Annotated in this window: 18 protein-coding genes; 5 read left to right on the forward strand and 13 right to left on the reverse strand. The window is 70.6% G+C overall.

Annotated features, from left to right (window positions below; all coding sequences use genetic code 11):
• The 10 genes from KDL01_RS23055 to mce all read right to left on the reverse strand — a co-directional run.
• Positions 1 to 1,179: S8 family serine peptidase (locus KDL01_RS23055; RefSeq protein ID WP_212530658.1), on the reverse strand; the 1,179-nt coding region annotated here is incomplete at its 3' end.
• Positions 1,180 to 1,317: 138 nt separating this feature from the next.
• Entirely contained in the window at positions 1,318 to 2,727 is a 1,410-nt protein-coding gene (locus KDL01_RS23060; protein ID WP_212530659.1) for a WXG100 family type VII secretion target, read from the reverse strand.
• Positions 2,728 to 2,749: 22 nt separating this feature from the next.
• Positions 2,750 to 3,307 (reverse strand): WXG100 family type VII secretion target, encoded by a 558-nt coding sequence (locus KDL01_RS23065; RefSeq protein WP_212530660.1) that lies wholly within the window; start codon positions 3,305 to 3,307, stop codon positions 2,750 to 2,752.
• A 671-nt stretch (positions 3,308 to 3,978) separates the two neighbouring features.
• Complete coding sequence (locus tag KDL01_RS23070) at positions 3,979 to 5,118, reverse strand: AI-2E family transporter (protein ID WP_212530661.1); 1,140 nt, start codon at positions 5,116 to 5,118, stop codon at positions 3,979 to 3,981.
• Positions 5,119 to 5,329: 211 nt separating this feature from the next.
• Positions 5,330 to 6,271 (reverse strand): coiled-coil domain-containing protein, encoded by a 942-nt coding sequence (locus KDL01_RS23075; RefSeq protein WP_212530662.1) that lies wholly within the window; start codon positions 6,269 to 6,271, stop codon positions 5,330 to 5,332.
• 292 nt (positions 6,272 to 6,563) lie between these two features.
• Positions 6,564 to 9,905, reverse strand: coding sequence for a polarized growth protein Scy-related protein (locus KDL01_RS23080; RefSeq protein ID WP_212530663.1), 3,342 nt, complete (start codon positions 9,903 to 9,905; stop codon positions 6,564 to 6,566).
• 50 nt (positions 9,906 to 9,955) lie between these two features.
• Positions 9,956 to 11,293: a crotonyl-CoA carboxylase/reductase gene (ccrA, locus tag KDL01_RS23085; RefSeq protein ID WP_368861630.1), complete on the reverse strand. Its 1,338-nt coding sequence runs from the start codon at positions 11,291 to 11,293 to the stop codon at positions 9,956 to 9,958.
• A gap of 213 nt (positions 11,294 to 11,506) precedes the next feature.
• Complete coding sequence (locus KDL01_RS23090; protein WP_212530665.1) at positions 11,507 to 13,651, reverse strand: HelD family protein; 2,145 nt, start codon at positions 13,649 to 13,651, stop codon at positions 11,507 to 11,509.
• Positions 13,652 to 13,819: 168 nt separating this feature from the next.
• Positions 13,820 to 14,221 (reverse strand): hypothetical protein, encoded by a 402-nt coding sequence (locus KDL01_RS23095; protein WP_212530666.1) that lies wholly within the window; start codon positions 14,219 to 14,221, stop codon positions 13,820 to 13,822.
• On the reverse strand, positions 14,214 to 14,642 hold the full coding sequence (gene mce, locus KDL01_RS23100; protein ID WP_212530667.1) for a methylmalonyl-CoA epimerase: 429 nt from the start codon (positions 14,640 to 14,642) through the stop codon (positions 14,214 to 14,216). Before mce ends, KDL01_RS23095 begins: the two co-directional genes overlap by 8 nt.
• Positions 14,643 to 14,819: 177 nt before the next feature.
• Here mce and KDL01_RS23105 point away from each other — a divergent pair, with 177 nt between their 5' ends.
• Positions 14,820 to 16,010 carry an acetyl-CoA C-acetyltransferase gene (locus KDL01_RS23105; RefSeq protein ID WP_212530668.1) on the forward strand — a complete coding sequence of 397 codons (1,191 nt, stop codon included), beginning with the start codon at positions 14,820 to 14,822 and terminating at the stop codon, positions 16,008 to 16,010.
• On the forward strand, positions 16,007 to 16,957 hold the full coding sequence (gene meaB / locus KDL01_RS23110; protein ID WP_212530669.1) for a methylmalonyl Co-A mutase-associated GTPase MeaB: 951 nt from the start codon (positions 16,007 to 16,009) through the stop codon (positions 16,955 to 16,957). Before KDL01_RS23105 ends, meaB begins: the two co-directional genes overlap by 4 nt.
• Before the next feature lie 30 nt (positions 16,958 to 16,987).
• On the opposite strand, the gene KDL01_RS23115 is transcribed toward meaB, so the two are convergent.
• Together KDL01_RS23115 and KDL01_RS23120 are read right to left on the reverse strand one after the other, a co-directional pair.
• Complete coding sequence (locus KDL01_RS23115; protein WP_212530670.1) at positions 16,988 to 17,542, reverse strand: MarR family winged helix-turn-helix transcriptional regulator; 555 nt, start codon at positions 17,540 to 17,542, stop codon at positions 16,988 to 16,990.
• Positions 17,543 to 17,565: 23 nt separating this feature from the next.
• Positions 17,566 to 18,465, reverse strand: a complete 900-nt coding sequence (locus KDL01_RS23120; RefSeq protein WP_212530671.1) for a DUF2127 domain-containing protein — start codon at positions 18,463 to 18,465, stop codon at positions 17,566 to 17,568.
• Positions 18,466 to 18,569: 104 nt separating this feature from the next.
• Here KDL01_RS23120 and KDL01_RS23125 point away from each other — a divergent pair, with 104 nt between their 5' ends.
• From KDL01_RS23125 to KDL01_RS23135, 3 genes are all read left to right on the forward strand, one after another.
• Positions 18,570 to 18,896 (forward strand): DUF3817 domain-containing protein, encoded by a 327-nt coding sequence (locus tag KDL01_RS23125; RefSeq protein ID WP_212530672.1) that lies wholly within the window; start codon positions 18,570 to 18,572, stop codon positions 18,894 to 18,896.
• Positions 18,897 to 19,041: 145 nt separating this feature from the next.
• Positions 19,042 to 20,907 (forward strand): dihydroxy-acid dehydratase, encoded by a 1,866-nt coding sequence (gene ilvD / locus KDL01_RS23130; protein ID WP_212530673.1) that lies wholly within the window; start codon positions 19,042 to 19,044, stop codon positions 20,905 to 20,907.
• A 31-nt stretch (positions 20,908 to 20,938) separates the two neighbouring features.
• The gene (locus tag KDL01_RS23135; protein ID WP_307846526.1) at positions 20,939 to 21,442 is read left to right on the forward strand and encodes a MarR family winged helix-turn-helix transcriptional regulator; all 504 of its coding nucleotides are present in this window, start codon (positions 20,939 to 20,941) and stop codon (positions 21,440 to 21,442) included.
• Between the two features lie 4 nt (positions 21,443 to 21,446).
• On the opposite strand, the gene KDL01_RS23140 is transcribed toward KDL01_RS23135, so the two are convergent.
• Positions 21,447 to 23,314: serine/threonine protein kinase (locus tag KDL01_RS23140; protein WP_212530674.1), on the reverse strand; the 1,868-nt coding region annotated here is incomplete at its 5' end.

The raw sequence follows: 23,314 nt of genomic DNA on the forward strand, positions 1-23,314 counted from the left end.
CTTCCCGCCACCCCGCCGGCTCCGCGAAACGAAGAACAGCACGATGCCGCCGACCACCACAACCACGACGATGATCCCGACAACAAGCCCCAGCGAACTCGACTTCTTACTGCTGCTCGCCGTAGGCGTCTGGTTGCCCGACCCAGGCCCCGCCGCCGTACTATTCGCCGACGGCGCAGTGGAGCTCCCCGCAGTGCTCACCACCGCAGGTCCGCCCAGGGGATTCGTCGTACTCGCAGGCTCCGCAGCCCCAAGCGCCGCCACAGGGTCGATGACCCCATACCCGATGTGGTCGTCGAACCGCTTGCCATGCTGAGTCTGCCCCGAGGCCGCTTGCGCAGTGTTGTCGATGATCGCCGAGACTACTTGTCCCTGCGTCCATGTCGGATGCAACCCAATGATAAGCGCAGCCTCAGCCGCCACCCACGGCGCAGCAAGTGAAGACCCGTTATTCTCCCCGTACTTGCCACCGATCAGCCCGATCTCAATACCCACACCCGGAGCCGCAACAGTTACGTCCGACCCGTAGTGAGAGTACTGGTCCATTTGCCCATTCTGGGCGATAGCTGATACATCGATCACGCCGGGAACCGGAGCCGGGCAGCCAACTTGATTGCCGCTGATTGCGGTATTGCCAGTCGCGGCGACTACGACGACGTTGTGGCTCAGGGCATAATCAATGGAGTCGACGACATCTTGCGGACACTGTCCATTTGTGCCGTAAGAGATATTGATAACTCGTGCGCCATGGTCTGTCGCATACCTAATTGCGGCATCGGTGGCTGGGTTAGATCCCCCATTACTGCCGGTGCCCGTCTTGATCGGCAGGATCTTCGCCTGATCTGCAAGCCCAACCATGCCGTACTGATTGCCGTTGCTCTCATGTGCATGGGCGGCAATTATTGTAGCGATGGATGTTCCATGCGACTCGTTGTTATCGTCGCTAGTATCAGCGCCCGGATTTTCTGGATTCACTAGATTAATTCCAGGTAAAAGCGAGCCCTGCAGATCTGGTTGATTGGGATCCACGCCGCTGTCGATCACGGCAACCGTAACGCCAGCGCCCCGCGCGTTGAACTGGCTGTGGATCTCCCCATTTTGGAGCTTGGTGAGTGCCCACTCCTTGTCTGCAATGGGATTATCTGATGCATACGCGGTCCCGCTGCTGACGACTGCCAAGGCGAGCGCTCCTACGAGTGCGAGCGCTCGCCTTCCCGTCCTCGAAGCCTGACGATTATCCCGCTGCATCTGCCGCTCCCCTGTACCAAAGTCCGTCACGTGGTCCATGCGATGCTCGGTCCAGGTTAGCGTGCCCTGCTATTCGATGACACCGCCAGGCGGTGCGGCGTTCTTGTACTTGTCGCCGTACCAGAAGTCCCGATCCTCCTTAAGCCAGGATGCGCGGTTCCCGCGGTCGTCCTTGCCTCCGCCGCCGCCAGCTCCGCGACCCATGCCGCCCATCGCGCCGCCCATCTGCTGGGCATCGCTACCTTCGCCCTCGGCCGATGAGGCAGCGGCCGACGTGCCGCTATTTCCGGTGCCAGTGCTGGAACCGGCACGCAGCGAGGACTGCGAACCGTAGCCGGTGCCCCCCGCTTCTTCGCCGATGTCGCCGGCTCCTGCGGACGAACTTTCAGAGCCGATACCTCCTGCTCCGCCTAGCCCCCCAGACGCGAGGCCAGCGGCGCCGCTGCCGAGGGCACCACCTGTGCCACCGAGGTTGGAAAGCCCACCACCAGATCCGCCGGAGCCACTGAAGCTTCCGCTCCCAATGCTGCCGACGCTGCCGTTTGCGCCGATGCCGCCGTAGCCTGTGCCCGTGGTGCTAGTGCCTGTACCGCCACTACCGATTCCAGACGTAACAGTCGTGGGGGAAAACTGGTCGTTGATCGCTCCAGTCTGAGCGGTTCCGTTACTGCCGCTGCCCGATCCGCTGCCGCTACTACTACCTGATCCGCTGCCACTGTTGGTACCTGATCCGCTGTTTCCGCCGTTGTAGCCGTTGTAACCGCTGCTGCTGGTTCCACTACCGCTGCCACCACTGCCGCTACTGCTACCGCCACTGCCGTCATTGAAGGAGCCAACGGTGGACACCGGGTACATGACGGGAGCAACGACTGGCGTACCGCTTGCAGTGCCGCCACCTCCGTCGCCACTTTTCTTGGCGCCACTCCCGGGTCCGGGATTTGTCGGATCGTCCCTGAATGTACTGGGCAACTGCGACTGAGCCTGCGTATACGCCGACGCCAGCTGGGTCATGACCTGGGTGGCGGCTTGCTTCTTGTTGGAGATGTCCTGTTTGGCGGCTTCGGAGGCGAGGTTGGCCATGCCGCCGCTGAGGAAGCCGCCGATGATGCCGGTGACGGCGTTGCTGTCGACGTCGGCGAGGAGTTGTTCGGCTTCGCTGGGGGGGTCGGGCATGTACTTCTGGGCCCAGGAGAGGGAGCTGCTGGCGTAGTTCATGACCTGGCCGACGGTGTCGGCGTCGGCGGCGTGCTGGTTCATCTGGGTGACGAGGGCGTTCGCCTGCTGGCTGAACTGGTCGGCGGCGGCGCCGGTCCAGGAGGACTGGATGCCGCTCAGGGTGGACTGGAGCTGCTGGGTGGCCTCGGTGACCGACTGGCTGTGCTGGGTGTTGTTGTCGGCCTCGGTCTGGATGGTCGAGGCGTTACCGGAGTGCACGTAGTTGTACAGCTGTTGGTGTGACATGGATCCGTAGTCGGTCATGTGTGCTCACTCCCTCGCCGACTCACGTGCCGGTGTTGTCGTTGCTCGAGGACGAATCCGAGGAGGAATCCGACGATGAGTCTGACGACGAATCCGACGACGGATTCGTGATCGTGTACGTCTGGCCGGTGGTGGCGGTCGACGCGGTGGCCGTCGCCGTGTCGGTGGTCGTGGTGGTGCCCTGGGCGTTGGTGGTGGCCAGGGGCTCGGTGGTGAAGCCGCCGGACTTGCCGTCGTACTGGGCCACGATCTGGTTGAACTGGTCGGTCAACTGCTGCTCGGTCTCGGCGTAGTTCTTGCCCGCGGCGCCGAGGACCGTGGTCATGGTGTTGACGAGCTGGGTGATCTCCTCGAAGTTCGTCATCAGCGACTGCATCGAGTTCTGGTACGCGCTGGCGAGGGACTGGGCCTCGGGGAAGTTTCCGAGGCCGGCGTCGCTCGAGTCGGCGGCGGCGGTGTTCATGCCCAGGGCGACCGACTGGGCGACCATGGAGTCCATGATGCCGAGCAGCTTGCTCTGGTACGTCTGAAGCGCCGAGATCTCGACGGTGTACGCCGCCCCCGCGGCCGCATCTAGCATCTTCCCGCCAGCCTTCCCCACTCAGCCGATCTTCACGAGACACTCATCGCGTACTCTAGCGAACGCGCGCCGCTTCCGGCTCCGGGCGAGCCGTCGCAGGACTCTGCGCCCCGCCCCGTCGCGCGGCGACGCCGCTTCGAGTCGTTTCCGTATCCACTATGCCGCACGCGGCCCCTCCCGTCAGTACGCGCGGCCGGGCTGACGTCGCGTCGAGCCGTCGCTTTGTTCGTGTTCTGATTATCGCCTCGTCGGCTCGCCGGGCGACCGAGCCTGCTGAGACGCCCCCTGCGCGCGCCTCAGTCGGCCGGTCCTGCCCGGCGGGCCCTCCCGCCCTGTTGGTGGTCTCCCGTTGTTCGGCCAGAGCCACGCGGTCCTGCGACCTCCCCAGGCCGCGGGACCGCGTGTCCTGCCCTCATCCTCGGAGCGCGGCCTCGGTGTGCCGACGCTCCGTCACCCGCTGTACGCGGAACCGCCTGAAGACCAGCCAACCACACGCCACCGACAGAGACGAGGCGGAGAGGCTCTTTATGTGTATCTGAACCTGGCTTTTACCGGACTTTACGTTTTTGCGGCTTGTCGTGCGCAGACGTATCGTCAGATTTATTTCGTCACATCTGTGGCAGTGGTGGCGATGGTCACAGTGGTGGCAACGGCGGCCCTGGCCGTCGAGGTCACATCGCGTCTTGGCGGGGTTGGACTACCTCGCGGAACAGGTACATCGCGCCGGCGGCCAGGGGGATCGCGAGGAGGGCGCCGACGACGCCGAGGAGGGCGGCGCCGATGAGGGCGGCTATGACGGCGACCATAGGGGGGACGTCGACCGAGCGGGACATCACGCGCGGGTAGATCACGAAGTTCTCGAACTGCTGGTAGGCGATGAAGAACAGGCACGCTACCAGCGCTTTTGTGGGTGACTCGAGGAAGACGATCAGGGTGACCACCACCGCGCCGATCGTCGCGCCCACCAACGGGATCAGGTCGGTGAGTGCGATCAGCAGGGCCAGGGGGAGGAGGAACTCGACCTGGAGCACGGTGAGCATGAGGAACGCGGCGAGGCCGGCGAGCGCGGCCACGATCATGGCGCCGGAGACGTAGCCGCCCATCCGGTCGAGCACGCCGTCCGAGAGCAGCGCCACGCGCGAACGGCGGGTGCGCGGCACCAGGTTGAGCAGCGCTACCCGGATGGTGGGCAGGGAGCTGAGGAAGTAGATCGTCATCACGATGACGGTGAAGGTCTCGAAGACCGAGGTGATGACGAACTCGCCGAAGCCGAGGATGCTGCCGGCGATCACCTGCGCCGTGTCCGCGCCGGTGAACATCTTCTCCAGCCGGCCGACGACGTTGTACTTCTGGTCGAAGCGCGCGATCTCGGTGTTGTGGCTCAGGTTCTCCAGGCGCTGCGGCATCGCCGCGATCAGGCCGCTGGTCTGGGTGGCGAGCGGCTGGGCGATGGCGGTGACGAAGGCGGCGAGCAGCAGCATTCCGCCGCCCGCCACGATGAGTACCGCCAGGCCCCGGCTCACCCCGCGCCGGGTGAGCCTCTCCACCAGCGGGTTGAGGCCCACGGCGATCAGCAGGGCGATGAGGATCAGGATCAGCTCGGTGGTGACCGAGACGAGGGCTTCGGCCAGGTAGTAGCAGATGATCACGCCGAGGCCGCCGACGAAGCCTATGTAGTAGGGGTGCGACCGGCGGAACGGGAGCCCGCGGCGCCTCGGCGAGGGCTGCGGTTCGCCGCCTGAGGATTCGCCCGCCGCGGGCTCACCCCCTGCGTCGGGTGCCTGCGCCGCCGACTCCGTCTCGAGATCCATGGTCATGAGGATAAAGGGGGAGCGCGGGAGTACGGCGCGGGGGTCTGAGGGGCGGAGGCAGGCGATGCGGGGGCCGGACCGGAGGCAGATGGTCGGGAGATGCCAGGCCGCGGCGGCGCGGCGGATCGACAAAGGCGGGACCGCCGGCCTCTGGGGCCGGGGATCCCGCCTTCGCGCCTACGCGCCGTGTCGTGCCGTGACCGCCGCGTGATCAGCGCTGTGCCGGCACCGAGTCCTCGGCGGAGTCGTCCGCGCCGCCCATGAGGCCGGCCAGGGCGCCGCCCGCGGCGCCGCCGGTGAGGGTGGCGAGCATCTCGCGCACGTTGTGCAGCTGCGCGTTGATGGAGTCGCGACGGTGGGTCAGGGCGGCGAGCTCGCGCTCGGCCTCGGACCGGATCCGGTCGGTCTTGGCGCGGGCGTCGGCGATGATGTCGTCGGCCTGGCGCTGCGCGGTCTCGATGGTCTGACGCGCGCGACGCTCGGCGTCGGTGCGCATCTTCTCGGCCTCGAGGCGGATCTGCTCGGACCGGGTCTCGACCTCGGCCAGGTGCTTCTCGGCCTTGGCCTGACGGGCCGCGAGGTCGCGCTCGGACTGCTCGCGCCGCTTGGCCAGCTTGGTCTCGAAGTCGGTCGCGGCGGCCGCGGCCGACGCCCGGATCTCCTCGTAGTGCGCCTCGGCCTCGGCCCGCTTGGCGGCGGCGTCCTTCGCGGCCTCTCCGCGCGCCTGGTTGGCCTCCTCGTTGGCGCGCTCCTTCAGGCGCACGCCCTCGGCCTCGGCCTTGGCCTTGCACTCCTTCGCGTAGTTCTCGGCGTCGGCGCGCACCTGGCCGGCCGCCTGCTCCGCGAGCTCACGGTGCTGGTCCGCGGCGCGGCGGGCCTCCTCGCGCAGGTCCTTCGCCTCTTCCTCGGCGAGCCGCAGGATCTTCTCGACCCGGGCGCCGAGACCGGCGTAGGAGGGCTCGGAGTCGGACAGCTGCGCCTGCACGGACTGGTTCTCCAGGTGGAGCTCCTCGATCCGCTTCTCCAGCGCCGCCACCCGGGTGTGCGCGGTGTCTCGCTCCGCGGTCAGCTTCGTCACACGCTCGTTCGTCTGGGCGATGTCATAGCCCTTACGCACGATTTCGAGGCCGAGGGGAGAGGTGGTCTCGCTCATCTACTTTCCGTCTCTGACTTGACCGTCGAGGGTAGGTCGAATCTTTCGGCTGGCCCGGCGGTACGGCTGTCGGCACTGGCTTGCTTGCGACGTACGTCGTGCGAAGTCTCCGGCAATCCTTTCAGATTTCCGCGCTTCTCGGGTACGCCTCGGGGGATTGTGCCCGTATCCCAACCTTCGAGGGTGGCGCGCGGGCGCCCTCACACTATCGGCAGAATGGAAAACCGGCATCGGCCCGGTACGCCGGGCCGCGCGCATCGCCTCCTCGTTCATCGCGCATCAGCGCGACCGACTACGGTTTCTTGGCGCCGTCGGCGCCCGACTGCTTGTCGCCGAGTCCGGGCAGCGGCCCGGTGAGCGCGTCGAGCACGCCCTGGACCCTGGCCATCTCGTCGGTGATCGCGTTTCGGCGGCGAGCTATGGCGTCCACGTCGCGCTGCGCCTCCGCCTTGGACTTGTCGGCGTCGGTGCGGGCCTTGGACACCAGTGCGTCCGCCGCCTTCTCGGCCGCGGCCTTGAGCGCCGCGGTCTCGGCCGCCGCCTCCTGGCGCAGCCGCTGTGCCTCCCGCTGCGAGGTCGCCACCTGTTCGGCGACGGTGTTGCGCAGCCGGTCCGCGCCGTCGTGGGCGTCCGCGAGGGTCTTCGCGGCCTCCCGTCGGGCGTCCTCGAGTTCCTTGCGGGCCTGCGCGACGAGTTCGTCGGCCTGCCGCGCCGCGGTCTGCAGGCCGTCCGCGGCCTTCTTGCGGGCCTCACCGGTGGTCCGGTCGGCCAGCGCCTGGGCGTCCGAGGTCAGCCGGTCCGCCTGCGCGCGCGTGTCGGTGAGCAGCTTGGTGGCCTCGGCCTGGGCCTTGTCGGTCAGGCCCTCGGCGCCCGCCCTGATCCGGTCGACCTCGTCCCTGGCCGCGGCGGTCAGCTTGTCCGCCCCGGCGCGGGCCTCGGCCTTGGTGTTCTCCGCGTTGGCGGCCGAGGCCTGGCCGATCTTCGCAGCCTCCTGACGCGCGGTGGTGACGAGCTCGTCCGCCTCGCCGCCGGCCTTCGCGAGGGCCTCCATGGCCTGGCGCCGCGCGTCCGCGAGGACCTGCTCGGCCTGCTTGCGGGTCTCGTCGGCCTGGGCGCCGGCCTTCTGCGTGGTCTGATCGGCCCGGTCCTGCGCCCCCTTGACCGTCTCGGACGCCTGGGCCTGCGCGGCCTCGAGCACGCCGTCGGCACTGGCCCGGATCGCGGTGACCTCGTCCCGCGCGGCCTGGATCGAGCCGGCGTTGGACCGGATCGTGTCCTTGGTCAGCTTCTCGGCCTCGGCCTTGGACTTGGCCGCGAACGCGTCGGCCTCCTCGCGCTGGCGCGTGGTGTCGGCCTGAGTCCTGGCGCGCAGCCCGTCGGTCTCGGCCTTGGCCTCCTCGCGCATCTGCGCGGTCTCGGCGGAGACCTTCTTGCGCAACGCGGTGGTCTCCACCATCGCGTCGTCGCGCAGCCTCGCGGCCTCGGTCCTGGCCTCGCCGAGGGCGCGCTCGCCGTCGGCGCGGGCGTCCGCGAGGGCCTTGTCAGCCTGCTGCTTGAGTACGAGCGCGGCGCTCTCCGCCTCCGCCCTGACCGTCGCAGCCTCCTGCTGTGCGGCCTCGATCACGCCCGCGGCCTCTGCCCTGATGGCGGCCGCGGCGGACTCGGCGTCGGTGCGCACGGCCGCGGCGGCCTGCTCGGCCTCGGCGTGCCTGGTCGCGATCTGCTCGTCCGCCTTGGCCCGCTGCGCGTTGACCTCCTTGCGGGCGGCCTCGCGCATCGCCTCGACCCCGGCCTCGGTGTCGAGCCGGATCTTGTCGGCCAGCTCCGAGGCGTCCTGGCGGGCCTTGACCGCCGCGGCCTCGGCCTGCGAGCGCAACGTGTTGGACGCGGCCTTGGCGTCCTCGCTGATCTTCTCGGCCTGGGCGGCGGCCTGCTCGCGCAGCTTGGTGGCGGCCGCGTCGGCGTCCGTACGCAGCTTCTCGGCCTGCTCGTTCGCCTCGGCCACGAGCCGGGCCGCCTCGGCCTCGGCCGTCTCCCGGGCGGCGAGGGCCTGCGCCTCGGCGGTGTCAGTGATCTTCTTCGCGGCGGCGGTGGCCACGCCGTGCGCGCCGGAGGCCTCCTCGTGCAGCCGGCCGGCCTCGCCGTGCAGCCGCTCGGACTCGGCCTGGAACTGCTCGGCCTCGGCCCGCAGCCGGGTCGCCTCCTGCTCGCGCCGCTCCAGATCCGCGGCCGCCTCGGCGCTGAGCGTCTCGGCCGCGCCGCGGGCCTCGGCCACGATCCGCTCGGACTCGGCGGCCGCGTCCGACAGCGCCTGCGCGGCCTCCTGCGCGGTGCGGGCGGCGGCGAGGTCGGCTTCCTTCTTGGTCTTCGCGGCCTGTTCGGCGGCCAGCGCGCCGATCCGCTCGGCGTCGAGCTCGGCCGCCTCGCGGGCCTTCGCAGCAGCCTGTTCCGCCTCGGAGCGCAGCCGGGCGCCGGCCGCGGTGGCCTCCTGGGTGGCCCGCTCCGCCTGAGCCAGGGCCTTGTCACGGGCGGCCTGCGCGGTCGCCTTCGCCTCGGCGATCACCTCGGCCGCGCGGGCCTCGGCCTCGGCCCGCATCCGGGCCACCTCGGCCTCAGTGCTCTGCCGCAGCCGGGTGGTCTCCGCCTCGGTCAGCTCGCGCAGGCGTACGGCCGCGGTCTGGGTGGCCTCGCGCAGCTGGGTGGTCTCGGCCTGGGCCTCGGCGCGCACCCGGGCGGCCTCCGCGGCGGCCTCGGCCTCGTGCCTGGCCGCGGCCTGCTGGGCCGCCATCCGCATCGCGGCGGCGGCCTCGTCGGCCTCGGTCTGCACCCGGGAGGCCTCGGTCTGGGCCATGGTGAGCAGCTTCTGCGCGCTGGTGGACGCGGAGGCGTTCTGCTTCTCCGCCGACTCGCGCAGCGCGGCCACCCGGCTCTCGCCCTCGACCACCCGTGCCCGGGCCTGGGCCAGGCCGGCCTCTACCTCGGCCTGTGCCTGAGCCCTGACATGCGCGGCGTACTCCTGCGCCTGCCGCAGCTCGGCCTGCGCCTGCTCGCGCAGCTGGTGCATCTCGGTGGCGGCCTGCGACCTGGCCTCCTCGATGGCCTGACGGCGCATCGCGTCGGCCTCCGAGCGCACCCGCTCGGCCCAGGCCACCGACTCGTTGACCTCGGCCTCGCCGCGCTGGCGGCGCTCGGCGAGCTCGGTCTCGAGCAGCATCCGCCGCTCGTTGAGCTCGCTCTGCAGCCGCTGCGCCTCCTGCTGGGCGGCCGCGCGGACCTGGTCGGCCTGCTGCTGCGCGGTACGCAGCATCTGGTCGACCCGGCCGGAGATGTTGTTGAACTGCGGGTGCAGGCCGCGGCGGAACTCGTGCAGCTTGGAGCGCAGCACCTCGATCTGGTAGGCGAGGTCCTCGGCGTGGTTGACCGCCTCGTCCCGCTCCTCGCGCAGCCGGGTGAGCTCGGCTTCCATCTCGTCGAGGTGCGCGTCCACCTCGTACCGGTTGTAGCTCAGGAGTTCCTGCTGGGGCGCGGGCGACTGCTGGGGCGGGGCAGGTTGCCCAGGGTACTGGGCCGCATACCCCCCGTTGCCGGATTGGGCATGCTGGGGGCGTGAACCGTACCCGGTCCGTTCGTCCACGCGCCCGTATCCCATGAGTGCCTATGGTGTCAGATGACCGGGGTCGGGCTCTAGACGTCGCGGAAGCGTTCGATTTCACTCCGGTGACGATCTCGCAACGCACCGTTGCTGACGCCCAGGCCTTCGGCCGGTGCTAGACACAGTACCCCGACTTTGCCCTGATGCAGATTGCGGTGGACGTCGAATGCGGCCTGGCCCGCTTGTTCGAGCCCGTACGAGCGCGAGAGCGTGGGGTGGATCATCGCCTTCTGTACGAGCCGGTTGGCCTCCCAGGCCTCGCGGTAGTTGGCGAAGTGCGAACCGATGACCCTCTTGAGATTCATCCACAGATACCGGTTGTCGTATTCGTGCATGAACCCGCTGGTGGAGGCGCAGGTGACGATCGTTCCGCCGCGGCGGGCCACGTAGACCGAGGCGCCGAAGGTCTCCCGGCCGGGGTGTTCGAACACGATGTCGGGGTCGTCGCCCCCGGTCAGTTCCCGGATGCGCGCGCCGAAACGCTGCCACTCCTTCGGATCCTGCGTCGCCGGGTCGGACCAGAACCGGTAGCCCTCGGCGTTGCGGTCCACGATCAGCTCGGCGCCCATGGCCCGGCAGATCTCAGCCTTCTGCGGCGAGGAGACCACGCAGACCGGGATCGCGCCGCCGTTGAGGGCGTACTGGGTGGCGTACGAGCCCAGCCCGCCGGAGGCGCCCCAGATCAGCACCACGTCGCCCTGCTTCATCCCGGCGCCGTTGCGCGAGACCAGCTGCCGGTACGCGGTGGAGTTGACCAGGCCGGGGCTCGCGGCCTCCTCCCAGGTCAGGTGGGCCGGCTTGGGCATCAGCTGGTTCGCCTTGACCAGGGCGATCTCGGCCAGGCCGCCGAAGTTGGTCTCGAAGCCCCAGATGCGCTGCTCCGGGTCGAGCATGGTGTCCCCGTGCCCGGCGGCGTCCTCGAGCTCCACCGACTGGCAGTGCGCCACCACCTGGTCGCCGGGCTTCCACTTGTTCACGCCCGCTCCGACCCGCAGCACCACGCCGGACAGGTCGGAGCCGAGGATGTGGTACGGCAGGTCGTGCCGCTTGGTGAGCTCGGAGAGCCGGCCGTACTTGCGCAGGAAGGCGAAGGTGGGCACCGGCTCGAAGATCGAGCTCCAGACGGTGTTGTAGTTGATCGCGCTGGCCATCACGGCCACCAGCGCCTCGCCCGGCCCGAGTTCGGGCAGGGCCACCTCGTCGAGGTGCAGCGCCTTGCGCGGGTCCTTCTCCCGGGTCTCGAGCCCCTCGAACATTCCGGTCTCGTCCGCGTGCACCGTGACGGCGCGGTACGAGGCGGGCAGCGGGATGTGGGCGTAGTCCTCGGGTGTCGCTTCGCCGCTGAGTACGGCGTCGCGGATTTCGTTGATGCTCATGGGGGTCGGCCTCCGAACGGATGGTCGCGTCGAGCGCGGCGGGAGTGTCGTCCGCCGCTTAGCTACTTGCCGGTAACTATGCCGACCGAAGGCCTGCTTGGCTAGATGCCGCGCTCACATTTCTGCGCGCGCAACGTGACAACCTGCACTCTTGCGCCCGCGACCCCGTCGCACCAGCCGTCCCGCGACCCCCTCGCCGCCCCCGCGTCACGCCCCGGGCGCCACCACGTACAGCCGCTGGGTCGCCCGGGTCAGGGCGACGTAGAGGGTGCGCAGACCGGCCGGGGACTCGGCGGCGATGGCGTCGGGGTCGAGGACCACGGCGGCGTCGTACTCGAGGCCCTTGGCGTCGAGGTCGGTCAGCACCACGAGGCGGGGATGGGCCTCGGCGCGGTCCGCGAGGCTCGCGGCGACGGCGTCGAACGCGGCCAGGGTGGTGATCACGCCGACGGTGCCCTCCACACTCTCGAGGGCCGCGTCCACGGCCTGGCCGAGATCGGTGAACTCCTCCGGCGGGAAGCCGGTCTTGCGCACGGCCTCGGGCAGCTGCACGTCCGGCATGGCCCGGCGGGCGAAGCGGGCGGCGTACTCGTAGATCTCGGCCGAGTTGCGGTAGTTGGTGCGCAGCTCGTGCCGGTGCCGTTTCTGGTCGCCGAGCGCGAGTTCCATCGCCTGGCGCGACTCCTCCGGGTCGGGCCAGGCGGACTGCACCGGATCGCCCACCACGGTCCAGGACGCGCGGCGGCCGAGCCGGCCGAGCACGCGCCACTGCATCGGGGACAGGTCCTGCGCCTCGTCCACGATCACGTGCGCGTAGGTCTCGCGGCCGCTGTCCTTCTTGGCCGTGGGATTGCGGTCGACCCAGGATGAGACCTCGAGTACGCCGCTGTCGGCGAACGGGTCCTCCGGCTCGCGCTCATTCACCGGGACGGGGCCGAGCAGCTGGTCGAGCTCGGCCAGCAGCGGCACGTCCTCGACGGTCCAGGTGACCTCCTCGGCCCAGGACGCGGCCAGTTCGGCGACCTGATCGGAGGTCAGGTCCCGGCCGGCCAGCGCGCCGAGCACCGCGGGGTCGGCGAGTTCGCGCAGCACCTGGTCGGGCGCCCGGTGCGGCCACCACCGCTCGATGAAGGCCTCGAATTCGGTCCGGTCGCGCAGGTCCCGGTCGAAGTGGGCCCGCTCGGTGCGCCGCCGGTCGCGCAGTTCGCGCGGCAGCCGCTCCCACAGCGCCTCGAGCACCATCGTGGCCGCGTGCGCCCGCTGCACGTTCGGCTGCGGGCCCTGCTGGCCGCGGCCGAGCACGACCGAGCGCACCCGGTCCAGCGCGCGCCGGTCGAGCTGCACGATGTTGCCCTGGTAGGTCAGCCGCAGCTGCTCGGGCACGCCGGGCGGTGCGGTGCGCACGGCCCGTTCGAGCACCGGCAGGATGCCGAGGCCGCCCTTGACCGCCGCCAGCGAGGCCCGGTCGTGTCGCGCCGCCTGCACGCCGTCGAGCAGTTCGCCGAGCGAGCGCAGCGCGGCGGTGTGCTCGCCGAGCGAGGGCAGCACCTGCTCCACGTACGCGGTGAACACCCGGGAGGGACCGACGATCAGCACGCCGCCGGACTCGAACCGCCGTCGCTCGTTGAACAGCAGGTAGGCCGCGCGGTGCAGGGCCACGGCGGTCTTACCGGTGCCGGGGCCGCCGGTGATCAGCGTGGCGCCTTCGCCGGGGGAGCGCACCGCGAGGTCCTGCTCGCGCTGGATGGTGGCCACGATGTCGTGCATCACCGTGCCGCGCTTGCGGGTGAGCGCCGCCATCAGCGCGCCGTCGCCGATCACGGTCAGCTCGGCGGCCAGCGGGTCCTCGGGGGCCAGCAGGTCGTCGTCCAGACGGGTGACGTGGCGGCCGGCCGACTTGATGGTGCGCCGACGCACCACGCCGCGCCGGTCCACCGGGGTGGCCTGGTAGAACACGGCCGCGGCCGGGGCCCGCCAGTCCACCGCGAGCGGCTCGTACTCCTCGTCGCGCACGCCGAGCCGGCCGATGTACTGCACCTCGCGGTCCGCGAAGTCGAGCCGGCCGAAGACCAGGCCCTCCTCCTCGGCGTCGAGGCGCTGCAGCCACACCGCGGCCTGGTAGACGATCGAGTCCCGCTCGACCAGGCCGCCCTCGTGGCCGAACTGCGCCCGCCGATGCCCCTCGGCCTCGTACGCCCGGGCCCGGGCCCGAGTCGCCTCCAGCCGTTCGTAGACCAGGTCCACGTGCTCCTGCTCGCGGAGCAACTCCGCGGCTGCGGGATCGGCGGGGTCCGGCGACGCGCCGGCGGCGCGGGGCCGGGGCTGCGACGGCTGCGGCTGCGGCTGTGGCAAGGAGGTCCTCCGGGGACGGGGGCGTGGACGGGAAAAAGCCAGACCGAAGAGTCTACCGGGACGTGCCCGGCCGCACCTCACCGCACGTGTGAACAGTGCGCGGCGGCTCGTCCCGCCCTGGTCCGCGGCCCGTTCCGGCGGCGCCGGGCCCCGGCCCGCTCCGCCTGTCTACGCCCCGGCCTGCCCGCTCGCCCGCGCCACGCCCTGCTCGATCGCCGCGCCGAGCGCCTGGTGGTCGGTCCAGTGCTTGGTCACCTGGAACTTCGGGCCGTCCGCCCGGGTGACCAGCCAGTTGCCGCCCCTGGAGGTGACGGCGGCCTGCTCCCAACGGAAGAGGTTCGTCCCACCGCGCCCGTTCGCGAACACGAATCCCTTGTCGTACAGGTAGATCCGGGCCTGCTTGAACGCCAGGCGGCCCAGCCGGGTGGCCGGGCGGTGCACCGAGTGCAGGTGGCCGAGGTTCTCCTGCATGGCCAGGATGCGCAGCTGGTTCGGCACCTTCTCGCCCGGCTCGAGGCCGCGCGGCCCGCCGAGGTCTCCGACCGCGCCGGGCCCGAGTTCGTCATTCATGAACCGGGGACTGTACCAGTTCGGTGAGGATCCCCTGGCAGTCCTTGGGGTGCAGGAAGTTGATCTGCGAGCCGAACGTGCCGTGCCGCGGCTCCGGGTAGAGCGCGCGCACGCCGGTCTCGGTGACGGCCGCGGTCTCGGCCCGCACGTCGGCCGTGCCGAAGGCGACGTGGTGCACGCCCTCGCCGTGCGACTCGAGGAACTTCGCTATCGGCGAGTCCTCCCGGATCGGCTCGAGCAGCTGCAGGTAGGTGGCCCCGCCGTCGTCGGTCCCGTTGATCCGCAGCATCGCCTCGCGCACGCCCTGCTGCTCGTTGACCTCCTGGTGGAAGACCTCGAAGCCGTAGGTGCGCTGGTAGAAGGCGATGCTCGCGGCCAGGTCGCGGCAGGCGATGCCTATGTGGTCCACGCGTGTGATCATCGTGAGGTGCCCTTCCGGACGAGGAGTGTCGAATGACGCGGACCGTGGTCCCCGCCCCTTGTAGGGCGCATCATGTGGCGGAGATGACAGGTCCAAACCCTACTGGCGAGTAGCCCATTCGGCGATAGTGTGAAGTCACGTCCCCATACCTGATTCCATGCGATGGGAGTCCACGCCATGACCACCTCCGTCATCGTCGCCGGAGCGCGCACCCCGATGGGTCGACTGCTCGGCTCGCTCACTCCGTTCTCCGGCGCCGACCTGGGCGCCTTCGCCATCAAGGCGGCGCTCGAGCGCGCCGGGGTGGCCGGCGACCAGGTCCAGTATGTGATCATGGGCCAGGTCCTGCAGGCCGGCACCGGGCAGCTCCCGGCCCGCCAGGCCGCGGTCAAGGCCGGGATCCCGATGAGCGTTCCCGCCCTCACCCTCAACAAGGTGTGCCTCTCCGGCCTCGACGCCATCGCCCTGGCCGACCAGCTGATCCGGGCCGGGGAGTTCGAGATCGTGGTGGCCGGCGGCCAGGAGTCGATGACCAACGCGCCGCACGTGCTGCCCAAGTCCCGCGAGGGCCACAAGTACGGCGCGATCGAGATGCTCGACACCATGGCGCACGACGGCCTGACCGACGCCTTCGAGCACATCGCCATGGGCGAGTCCACCGAGCACCACAACGCCCGGCTCGGGCTCACCCGCGAGGAGCAGGACCGCATCTCCGCGGCCTCGCACCAGCGCGCCGCCGCGGCCCAGAAGAACGGGCTGTTCGAGGCCGAGATCGTGCCGGTGGAGATCCCACAGCGCAAGGGCGAGCCGGTGGTCTTCCGCGAGGACGAGGGCATCCGGGCGGACACGACCGTGGAGAGCCTCGCCAAGCTGCGTCCGGCCTTCACCAAGGACGGCACCATCACCGCCGGCTCCGCCTCCCAGATCTCCGACGGCGCCGCCGCGGTGGTCGTGATGAGCAAGGCCAAGGCCGAGGAGCTGGGCCTGAGCTGGATCGCCGAGATCGGCGCGCACGGCAACGTGGCGGGGCCGGACAACTCGCTGCACTCGCAGCCGTCCAACGCGATCAAGCACGCTCTGGCCAAGGAGGGTCTCGACGTCGCCGACCTCGACCTGATCGAGATCAACGAGGCCTTCGCCGCGGTGGCCGCGCAGTCGGCCAAGGACCTCGGTGTGGACTTCGACAAGGTCAACGTGAACGGCGGGGCCATCGCGCTCGGCCACCCGATCGGCATGTCCGGCGCCCGGCTCGTGCTGCACCTCGTGCTCGAACTCGGCCGGCGGGGCGGCGGCGTGGGCGCCGCGGCCCTGTGCGGCGGTGGCGGCCAGGGCGACGCGCTGATCGTTCGGGTACCGTCGGCGTCGTGAGCATCGATGTGGCCACCCTGCTCGACCGCGCGCGGGAAGGCGATCCGCGTGCGGTCGCGCGGCTGATCTCCCTGGTCGAGAACGGCGCCCCGCAGCTGCGCGAGATCCTCGCCGCGCTCAGCGCCTACGCCGGTTCGGCGTACCTGGTGGGCCTGACCGGCTCGCCCGGCGTCGGCAAGTCCACCACCACGAACGCGCTGGTGTCCGAGTACCGCGCCCGCGGCAGGCGGGTGGGCGTGCTGGCGGTGGACCCCTCCTCGCCGTTCTCCGGCGGAGCGCTGCTCGGGGACCGGGTGCGGATGCAGGACCACGCCACCGACCCGGACGTCTTCATCCGTTCGATGGCCTCGCGCGGGCACCTCGGCGGCCTGGCCGCGGCCACACCCCAGGCCGCGCGGGTGCTCGAGGCGGCCGGCTGCGAGGTCGTGCTGATCGAGACGGTCGGGGTCGGGCAGTCCGAGATCGAGGTGGCCTCGGCCGCCGACACCACGGTGGTGCTGCTCGCGCCCGGGATGGGTGACGGGATCCAGGCGGCGAAGGCCGGGATCCTGGAGATCGGCGACGTCTACGTGGTCAACAAGGCCGACCGGGACGGGGCCGAGTCCACCGCCCGCGAGCTCAACCACATGCTCGCCCTGGGTGAGCGGCGCAATCCGGGCGACTGGCGCCAGCCGATCGTCAAGACCGTCGCCGCCCGCGGCGAAGGCGTGGTCGAGGTGGTGGAGGCGCTGGAGAAGCACCGCGCCTACCTGGCCGAGACCGGCCGGCTGCAGGCGCGCCGCCTGGCCCGCGCGGCCGCGGAGATCGAGGCCATCGCCCTGGGCGTGCTGCGTACCCGCTACGGCTCGGTGCACGGGAGCGACGACACGCCGCTGCGCCGACTCGCCGAGCGCGTCTCGGCCGGGGAGCTCGACCCGTTCACGGCGGCGGACGAACTGCTGGCATAGCGGGCGCACTCCGTCGGCCGCCCGGGCTGCTCAGCCCGCGGCGGCTACGGAGCTCGTCTCGCCCGCGGCGTCTCCGGCGAGCTGCGCGCACGCGATCTCGGCCCGCGCGTTGGCGCAGCCGGTCGCGGGGGACTGGTCGAGCCGGTCGGCGATCTTGTGCAGCGCGTCGGCGAAGGCCCGCACCTGCTCCGGGTCGAGCTGGTCGAAATACAGCTCGCGGACATCCTCGACGTGGCCCGGGGCGGCTTCGCGCAGCAGCGCCCAGCCGGCCTCGGTCAGTTCGGCCCACTGGCCGCGCCGGTCTTCGGGGCACTGCGTGCGCACGACAAGGCCGGCCTGCTCCATCCGGCCGATCTGGTGCGAGAGACGGCTCTTGGACAGCTGGGTGCGCTGCGCCAGTTCGGTCATGCGCAGCCGGTGGTCGGCCGATTCGGACACCTCGACCATGACCTGGTAGTCCGTCATGCTCAGGCCGTGCCGCTCGTGCAGCCGGTCCTCGAGGTGGGCGGGCAGCAGCCGCATCACCTTCAGCCAGCTGCGCCACACCGCCTGCTCGTTCTCGTCCAGCCAGCGGGTAGTACTCATCTCTCCATCATACGCGAATTAGTTTAAGCTTGAACTATCCCGGGGTCCCGGCCCTGGTCCGGCGGGCTGAGCAGCACGGTCTGCTCCGGCGCCGCCGTCGGCACGGTGACGGTGACCGTGTCCGAGTCCGGCTGCGGGCGAGGCTCGGCCGGGGCCGCGGCCACGGCGGCGGGCGCCCGGTCCGCGAGCATCTCGGAGATCAGCGACTCGCTGTTGAGCATGGCCTCGTACGCCCTGTCCCCGCCGCGCAGCCCGAACAGCCGCTTGGTCAGGACCAGGTAGAGCACCGCGATCACGTTCAGCACGAGCGTGGCGATCTTGAACTTGGTGGCGTGCTCGGTCAGCTCGTAGATCTCGATCGGCAGGAACAGCGCCGTGGCCACCGCGGCGAAGTACTCGCCCCAGCGCTTGGCCAGCCACAGGCCCACCGCCTCCACCAGCTCGATCAGGGCGTACACGCCGAGGGCGATCGCGGCCGCGTCGAGCGTGGAGCGCCGGTAGCTGAAGAACTTGCGGATCGTCGTGACGACGGAGGAGTTGTCGAGGTCGTAGCCGTAGTGCCGGGCCACCGGCCGGAATATGGAGAGGTTGTCCTCGAACAGGTCCTGCAGCGCGTGCTGCGAGTTGGAGAACTTCCACACCGCGAAGGCGCCGAGCCCCACCAGCACGAACCGGAACACCCGCTCGACCGCGAGCAGCCGCATGATCAGCCGGGACCGCAGCGCCTTGCCGCGGGGCGGGCGTGGCGCGTCGGCCGCCGGGCCGGTCGAGGTCGGCACATCGAGCACGAAGTCTCCACAGCGTAGGCAGCGCCACGCCGTACCCAGGGCGGTGTCCGCCCGCACCAGGGTTCGGATATCAGGCTCGACCGGCTCATAGAGCACGTGGCCTCTGCGGGAACAGCCCCTCCGGTTCCAGTCCATGCGCCTTAGCCTAAACGTCCGCCCGGACAATGTGACGCTTCTAACTGCGGCCGTACCGTCCACCACGGAAGGTTTCCCGACCGATCGTCGGTAAGCTTGCCGCCATGCGTACACGCGATCTGTTCTCCCGCCTGTTCATCCCGGTCTCCCTGGCCGAGGGCGTCTCCTTCCTGCTGCTTTTGTTCGTGGCCGTGCCGCTGCAGGTCTTCGGCCACCACCAGACGCCCGTGATGATCTTCGGCATGCTGCACGGGCTGCTGTTCGTCGCGTACCTGATGATCGCCGCGTACGGGTACCTGCAGCGCAAGTGGACGACGCGGCACCTGGTCTGGATCCTCGTCATGGCCGTGCTGCCCACCGGCGCGTTCTTCGCCGAGCGCGACGTGCGGGCCGAGGTCCCGGCCGCGGTGGCCGAGCCGGTCGCCGCGTAGCGACGACGTTTCGCATCTTGCATACCGGGACGGCTGTTCCGCGCCCCGGACAAGGTGGGAGACTCGTAACCGCACGCGCCCGCTCCGCGCACCGCGCCGGGCGCGCGGCGTGAGAGACGAACTTGCGAGAACGGAGTGACCCGCGATGCCTGCTCTGCGGTCCCGGACGTCGACCCATGGACGCAACATGGCCGGAGCCCGCGCGCTCTGGCGCGCCACCGGCATGACCGACTCGGACTTCGGTAAGCCCATCGTCGCGATCGCCAACTCCTTCACCCAGTTCGTACCCGGCCATGTGCACCTGCGCAACGTCGGCGAGATCGTGGCCGAGTCCGTGGCGCAGGCCGGCGGGGTCGCGAAGGAGTTCAACACCATCGCCGTGGACGACGGCATCGCCATGGGCCACGGCGGCATGCTCTACTCCCTGCCCTCGCGCGAGCTGATCGCCGACGCGGTGGAGTACATGGTCAACGCGCACTGCGCGGACGTGCTGGTGTGCATCTCCAACTGCGACAAGATCACCCCCGGCATGCTCATGGCGGGGCTGCGCCTGAACATCCCGACCGTGTTCGTCTCCGGCGGCCCGATGGAGGCCGGCAAGGCGCACATCCGCGACGGGGTGGCCTACGACAAGCTGGACCTGATCGACGCGATGTCCGCGGCCGCCGACGAGAAGGTCTCCGACGAGACTCTCGGCACCATCGAGCGCTCGGCCTGCCCGACCTGCGGCTCCTGCTCCGGGATGTTCACCGCCAACTCGATGAACTGCCTGGTCGAGGCGCTCGGCCTGGGCCTGCCTGGCAACGGCTCGGTGCTCGCCACGCACGTCAAGCGCCGCGCCCTGTTCGAGCGGGCCGGCTCGCTGGCCGTGGAGCTGGCCGCGCGCTACTACGACGGGGACGACGAGTCGGTGCTGCCGCGCTCCATCGCCACCCCGGCCGCGTTCTCCAACGCCATGGCCATGGACGTGGCCATGGGCGGCTCCACCAACACGGTGCTGCACCTGCTCGCCGCGGCCCAGGAGGCCGGGGTCGGCTTCGGGCTCAAGGAGATCGACGAGACCTCCCGCCGCGTGCCGTGCATCGTGAAGGTCGCGCCGAACAAGGCCTCGGCCGACAAGACGTATTACATGGAGGACGTGCACCGGGCCGGCGGCATCCCGGCGATCCTGGGCGAACTGCGCCGGGCCGGGCTGCTCGACGAGGCGGTGCACGCGGTGCACGCCCCGACCCTCGAGGCCTGGCTGGACGAGTGGGACGTGCGCGGACCGAAGCCGTCCGAGGCCGCGGTGGAGCTCTTCCACGCCGCGCCCGGCGGGGTGCGCACCACCGAGCCGTTCTCCACCGAGAACCGCTGGTCGGACCTGGACGTGGACGCCGCGGGCGGCTGCGTGCGCGACCTCGAGCACGCCTACACCAAGGACGGCGGCCTCGCCGTGCTCTGGGGCAACCTGGCCGCGGACGGCGCGGTGGTCAAGACCGCGGGCGTGGTCGAGGAGATCTGGAACTTCCGCGGCCCGGCCCGGGTGTTCGAGTCCCAGGACCAGGCCGTCGAGGCGATCATGAACAACCGGATCGTGGCGGGCGACGTGGTGGTCATCCGCTACGAGGGCCCCAAGGGCGGCCCCGGCATGCAGGAGATGCTCTACCCGACCGCGTTCCTCAAGGGCAAGGGCCTCGGCGCCAAGTGCGCCCTGGTCACCGACGGCCGCTTCTCCGGCGGCACCTCGGGCCTGTCCATCGGGCACATCTCGCCCGAGGCCGCGGCCGGCGGCACGATCGCGCTGGTCGAGGACGGCGACCCGGTGGTCATCGACATCCGCACCCGGGCGCTCGAACTCGACGTCCCGGCCGAGGTGCTGGCCGAGCGCCGCGCCGCGATCGAGGCCGCGGGCGGCTTCAAGCCCAAGGACCGTGAGCGGCAGGTCTCCCTGGCGCTCAAGGCGTACGCGCTGCTGGCCACCTCCGCGGCCACCGGGGCGGTGCGCGACCGGGCCCTGCTCGAGGGCTGAGCCCGGTTCTTCGCTAGACGGGATTTCGCACGTGCTCTCCTTCGACCCGGTCCAACGGGCGTTCGAACTGTGGCAGGACCGCTGGGGCGAGTCGAGCTCCATGCGCGCGGTGACCTCACTGATGCGCGCGCACCAGCTGGTCCTGGCCGAGGTGGACGCGATAGTAAAGCCCTACGATCTGACCTTCGCCCGCTACGAGGCGCTGGTCCTGCTCGTGTTCAGCCGCAAGGGCGCCCTGCCGCTGTCCAAGATCGGTGAGCGGCTGCAGGTGCACCCGACCTCGGTCACCAACATCGTCGACCGCCTGGAGAAGTCCGGCCTGGTCGCCCGCCGCCCCAACCCGCTCGACGGCCGCGGCGTGCTGGCCGAGATCACCGACGAGGGCCGCGAGGTGGTCGAGCAGGCCACCGCGGACCTGATGCGCGCCGAGTTCGGCCTCGGCGCGCTCAGCTCCGACCAGCACGACAGCCTGTTCGACACCTTCAGGGTGCTGCGCCACGCGTCCGGCGACTTCGAGGGCGACGCCGAAAGCTGAGCCCTCAGGTGACCTTGCCCGTGGACGAGTCGTAGGTGAAGGTGGCCGAACACTTCTCGTCTGCCGAGTCGTCGGTGTTCCAGACGCAGATCTTCTCGCTGAGGGTCCAGTACCCGAAGAAGTAGCAGTTGCTGCACGGGGAGTACGTGTTCTTCTTGCCGTTCGACGCGGTGAAGGTGCTGGTGGTGGGACCGGGAGTGACGGACGAGGACTGTGTCACCGACTCCTCGCAACTCGCCGGATCGCCCGCCGAGACCGTGGTGATGAAGTAGGAGTTGCTGTAGTCGAGCCAGCCTTCGCAGTCGTCCGCGCTGACGGCGGATCCGCTCACGTAGCCTTCGCCACCGCCGGGGCCTGAGGGCGCGGTCGTCTTCGTCGCGGCCGGCGCGGTGGTCTTCGTCGTGGTCGTTCCGCCGCCGGTGCTACCCGTGCTGCCGCCGGAGCCCGAGCCCGATCCTGAGCCGCTGGTGGCGCCGGTACCCGACCCGCCGGTGCTGCTGCCGGAGCCAGAGCTCTTCTTGGCCGTGGGCGAGGCCGGGGGTTTGGCCGACGTCGAGGTCTTCGCCGAGGTCCTCGGCGTGGGGGCGCCGGCCGTGGCCGTACCCGTTGCGCCGGTGGCGGACGCGCTGCCGGTGACGATCGGGCTGTCGGGTCCGTGCGCACCGTCGCTCCAGATGAACGGCACTTTGCCCATCGCCGCGAGCGTGCCGGCGGTGCCGCCAAGGACGAGGAGCAGGGGCAGCAGAAGCATCAGGGTCTTGCGGGAGCGGCGGACGGGGTGGTCGCCGGTCCGGCCGGGGTGGGTGCCGGAGTCGGGACTGGAGCCCGAACCCGAGCCGGGGTCGGTGCAGGGCCGGGGCCCGGGTATGAACAGCTCGGCGGAGTCAGGGCCCTTCGGCGGCAGCGGCGCCGTCTCGGCCTCGGCTGCGGCGGCCTCGGGGTCGAGCGCCAGGTCAGCGGCGAGTTCACCCGCGGGACCGGCGCCCGGCGTCGGCAGCTTGCCCACCTCGCCGATCCACGAGGACTCCAGCTCCGTGCCGTCGAAGTCCGCGACCGGCGCGGCCGCGGCGAACCGGCGGCGCGCGGCTATGCGCTCGGCCGTGACGCGAGGCCAGGCCACCGGGCCGGGCAGCGCGTTGGCCGCCGCGAAGCCGGCCAGTTCGGCCGCACTCGGGCGCTCGGCCGGGTCCTTGGCCAGACACGCTCCCACCAGCGCGGCGAGCGCCGGGTCCACCGCCTCGACCGCGGACAGGTCAGGCTCCTGGTGCACGATGCGATAGAACACGTCATGGCCCGAGCCCTCGCCGAACGGCGGGCGCCCACCGGCCGCGAAGGCCATCACGCCACCGAGGGAGAACACGTCCACCGCGGGAGTCAGCGTGCGCTCGGCCTTCGCCTGTTCCGGTGCCATGAAGGCAGGCGTACCCACCGCCACACCCGTCGCCGTCACCGCGCTCTGATCCGCGGCGCGTGCCACGCCGAAGTCGATCAGCGTCACGCCGGAGTGGGTGAGCATGACGTTCGAGGGCTTGAGGTCGCGGTGCATCATCGACAGGCCGTGCACCACGTGCAGCCGCTCGGCGAGCTCGCGCAGCAGCGCCCACAGCGCCGGCCCGGGCAGCGACCCGCCCTCGACATGCACGGACTCGTGCAGCGTGACACCCGGGATGTACTCGGTCGCGAACCACGGCGGCCGCGCCGTACGGTCCGCCGCGAGCAGCCGCGCGCTCACCCCGGCGGGCAGCCGCGCCTGGTTGTCGAGCTCCTGGCTGAAGTGGCGCAGGAAGTTCTGGTCCGCCGCGAGGAAGGGCAGCACCCGTTTGACGGCCGTGTACCCGGTGGGCGCGAGCCCGAGGTACACCCGCCCCATCC

The sequence above is a fragment of the Actinospica durhamensis genome, assembly GCF_018139695.1.
GTDB lineage: Bacteria > Actinomycetota > Actinomycetes > Streptomycetales > Catenulisporaceae > Actinospica > Actinospica durhamensis.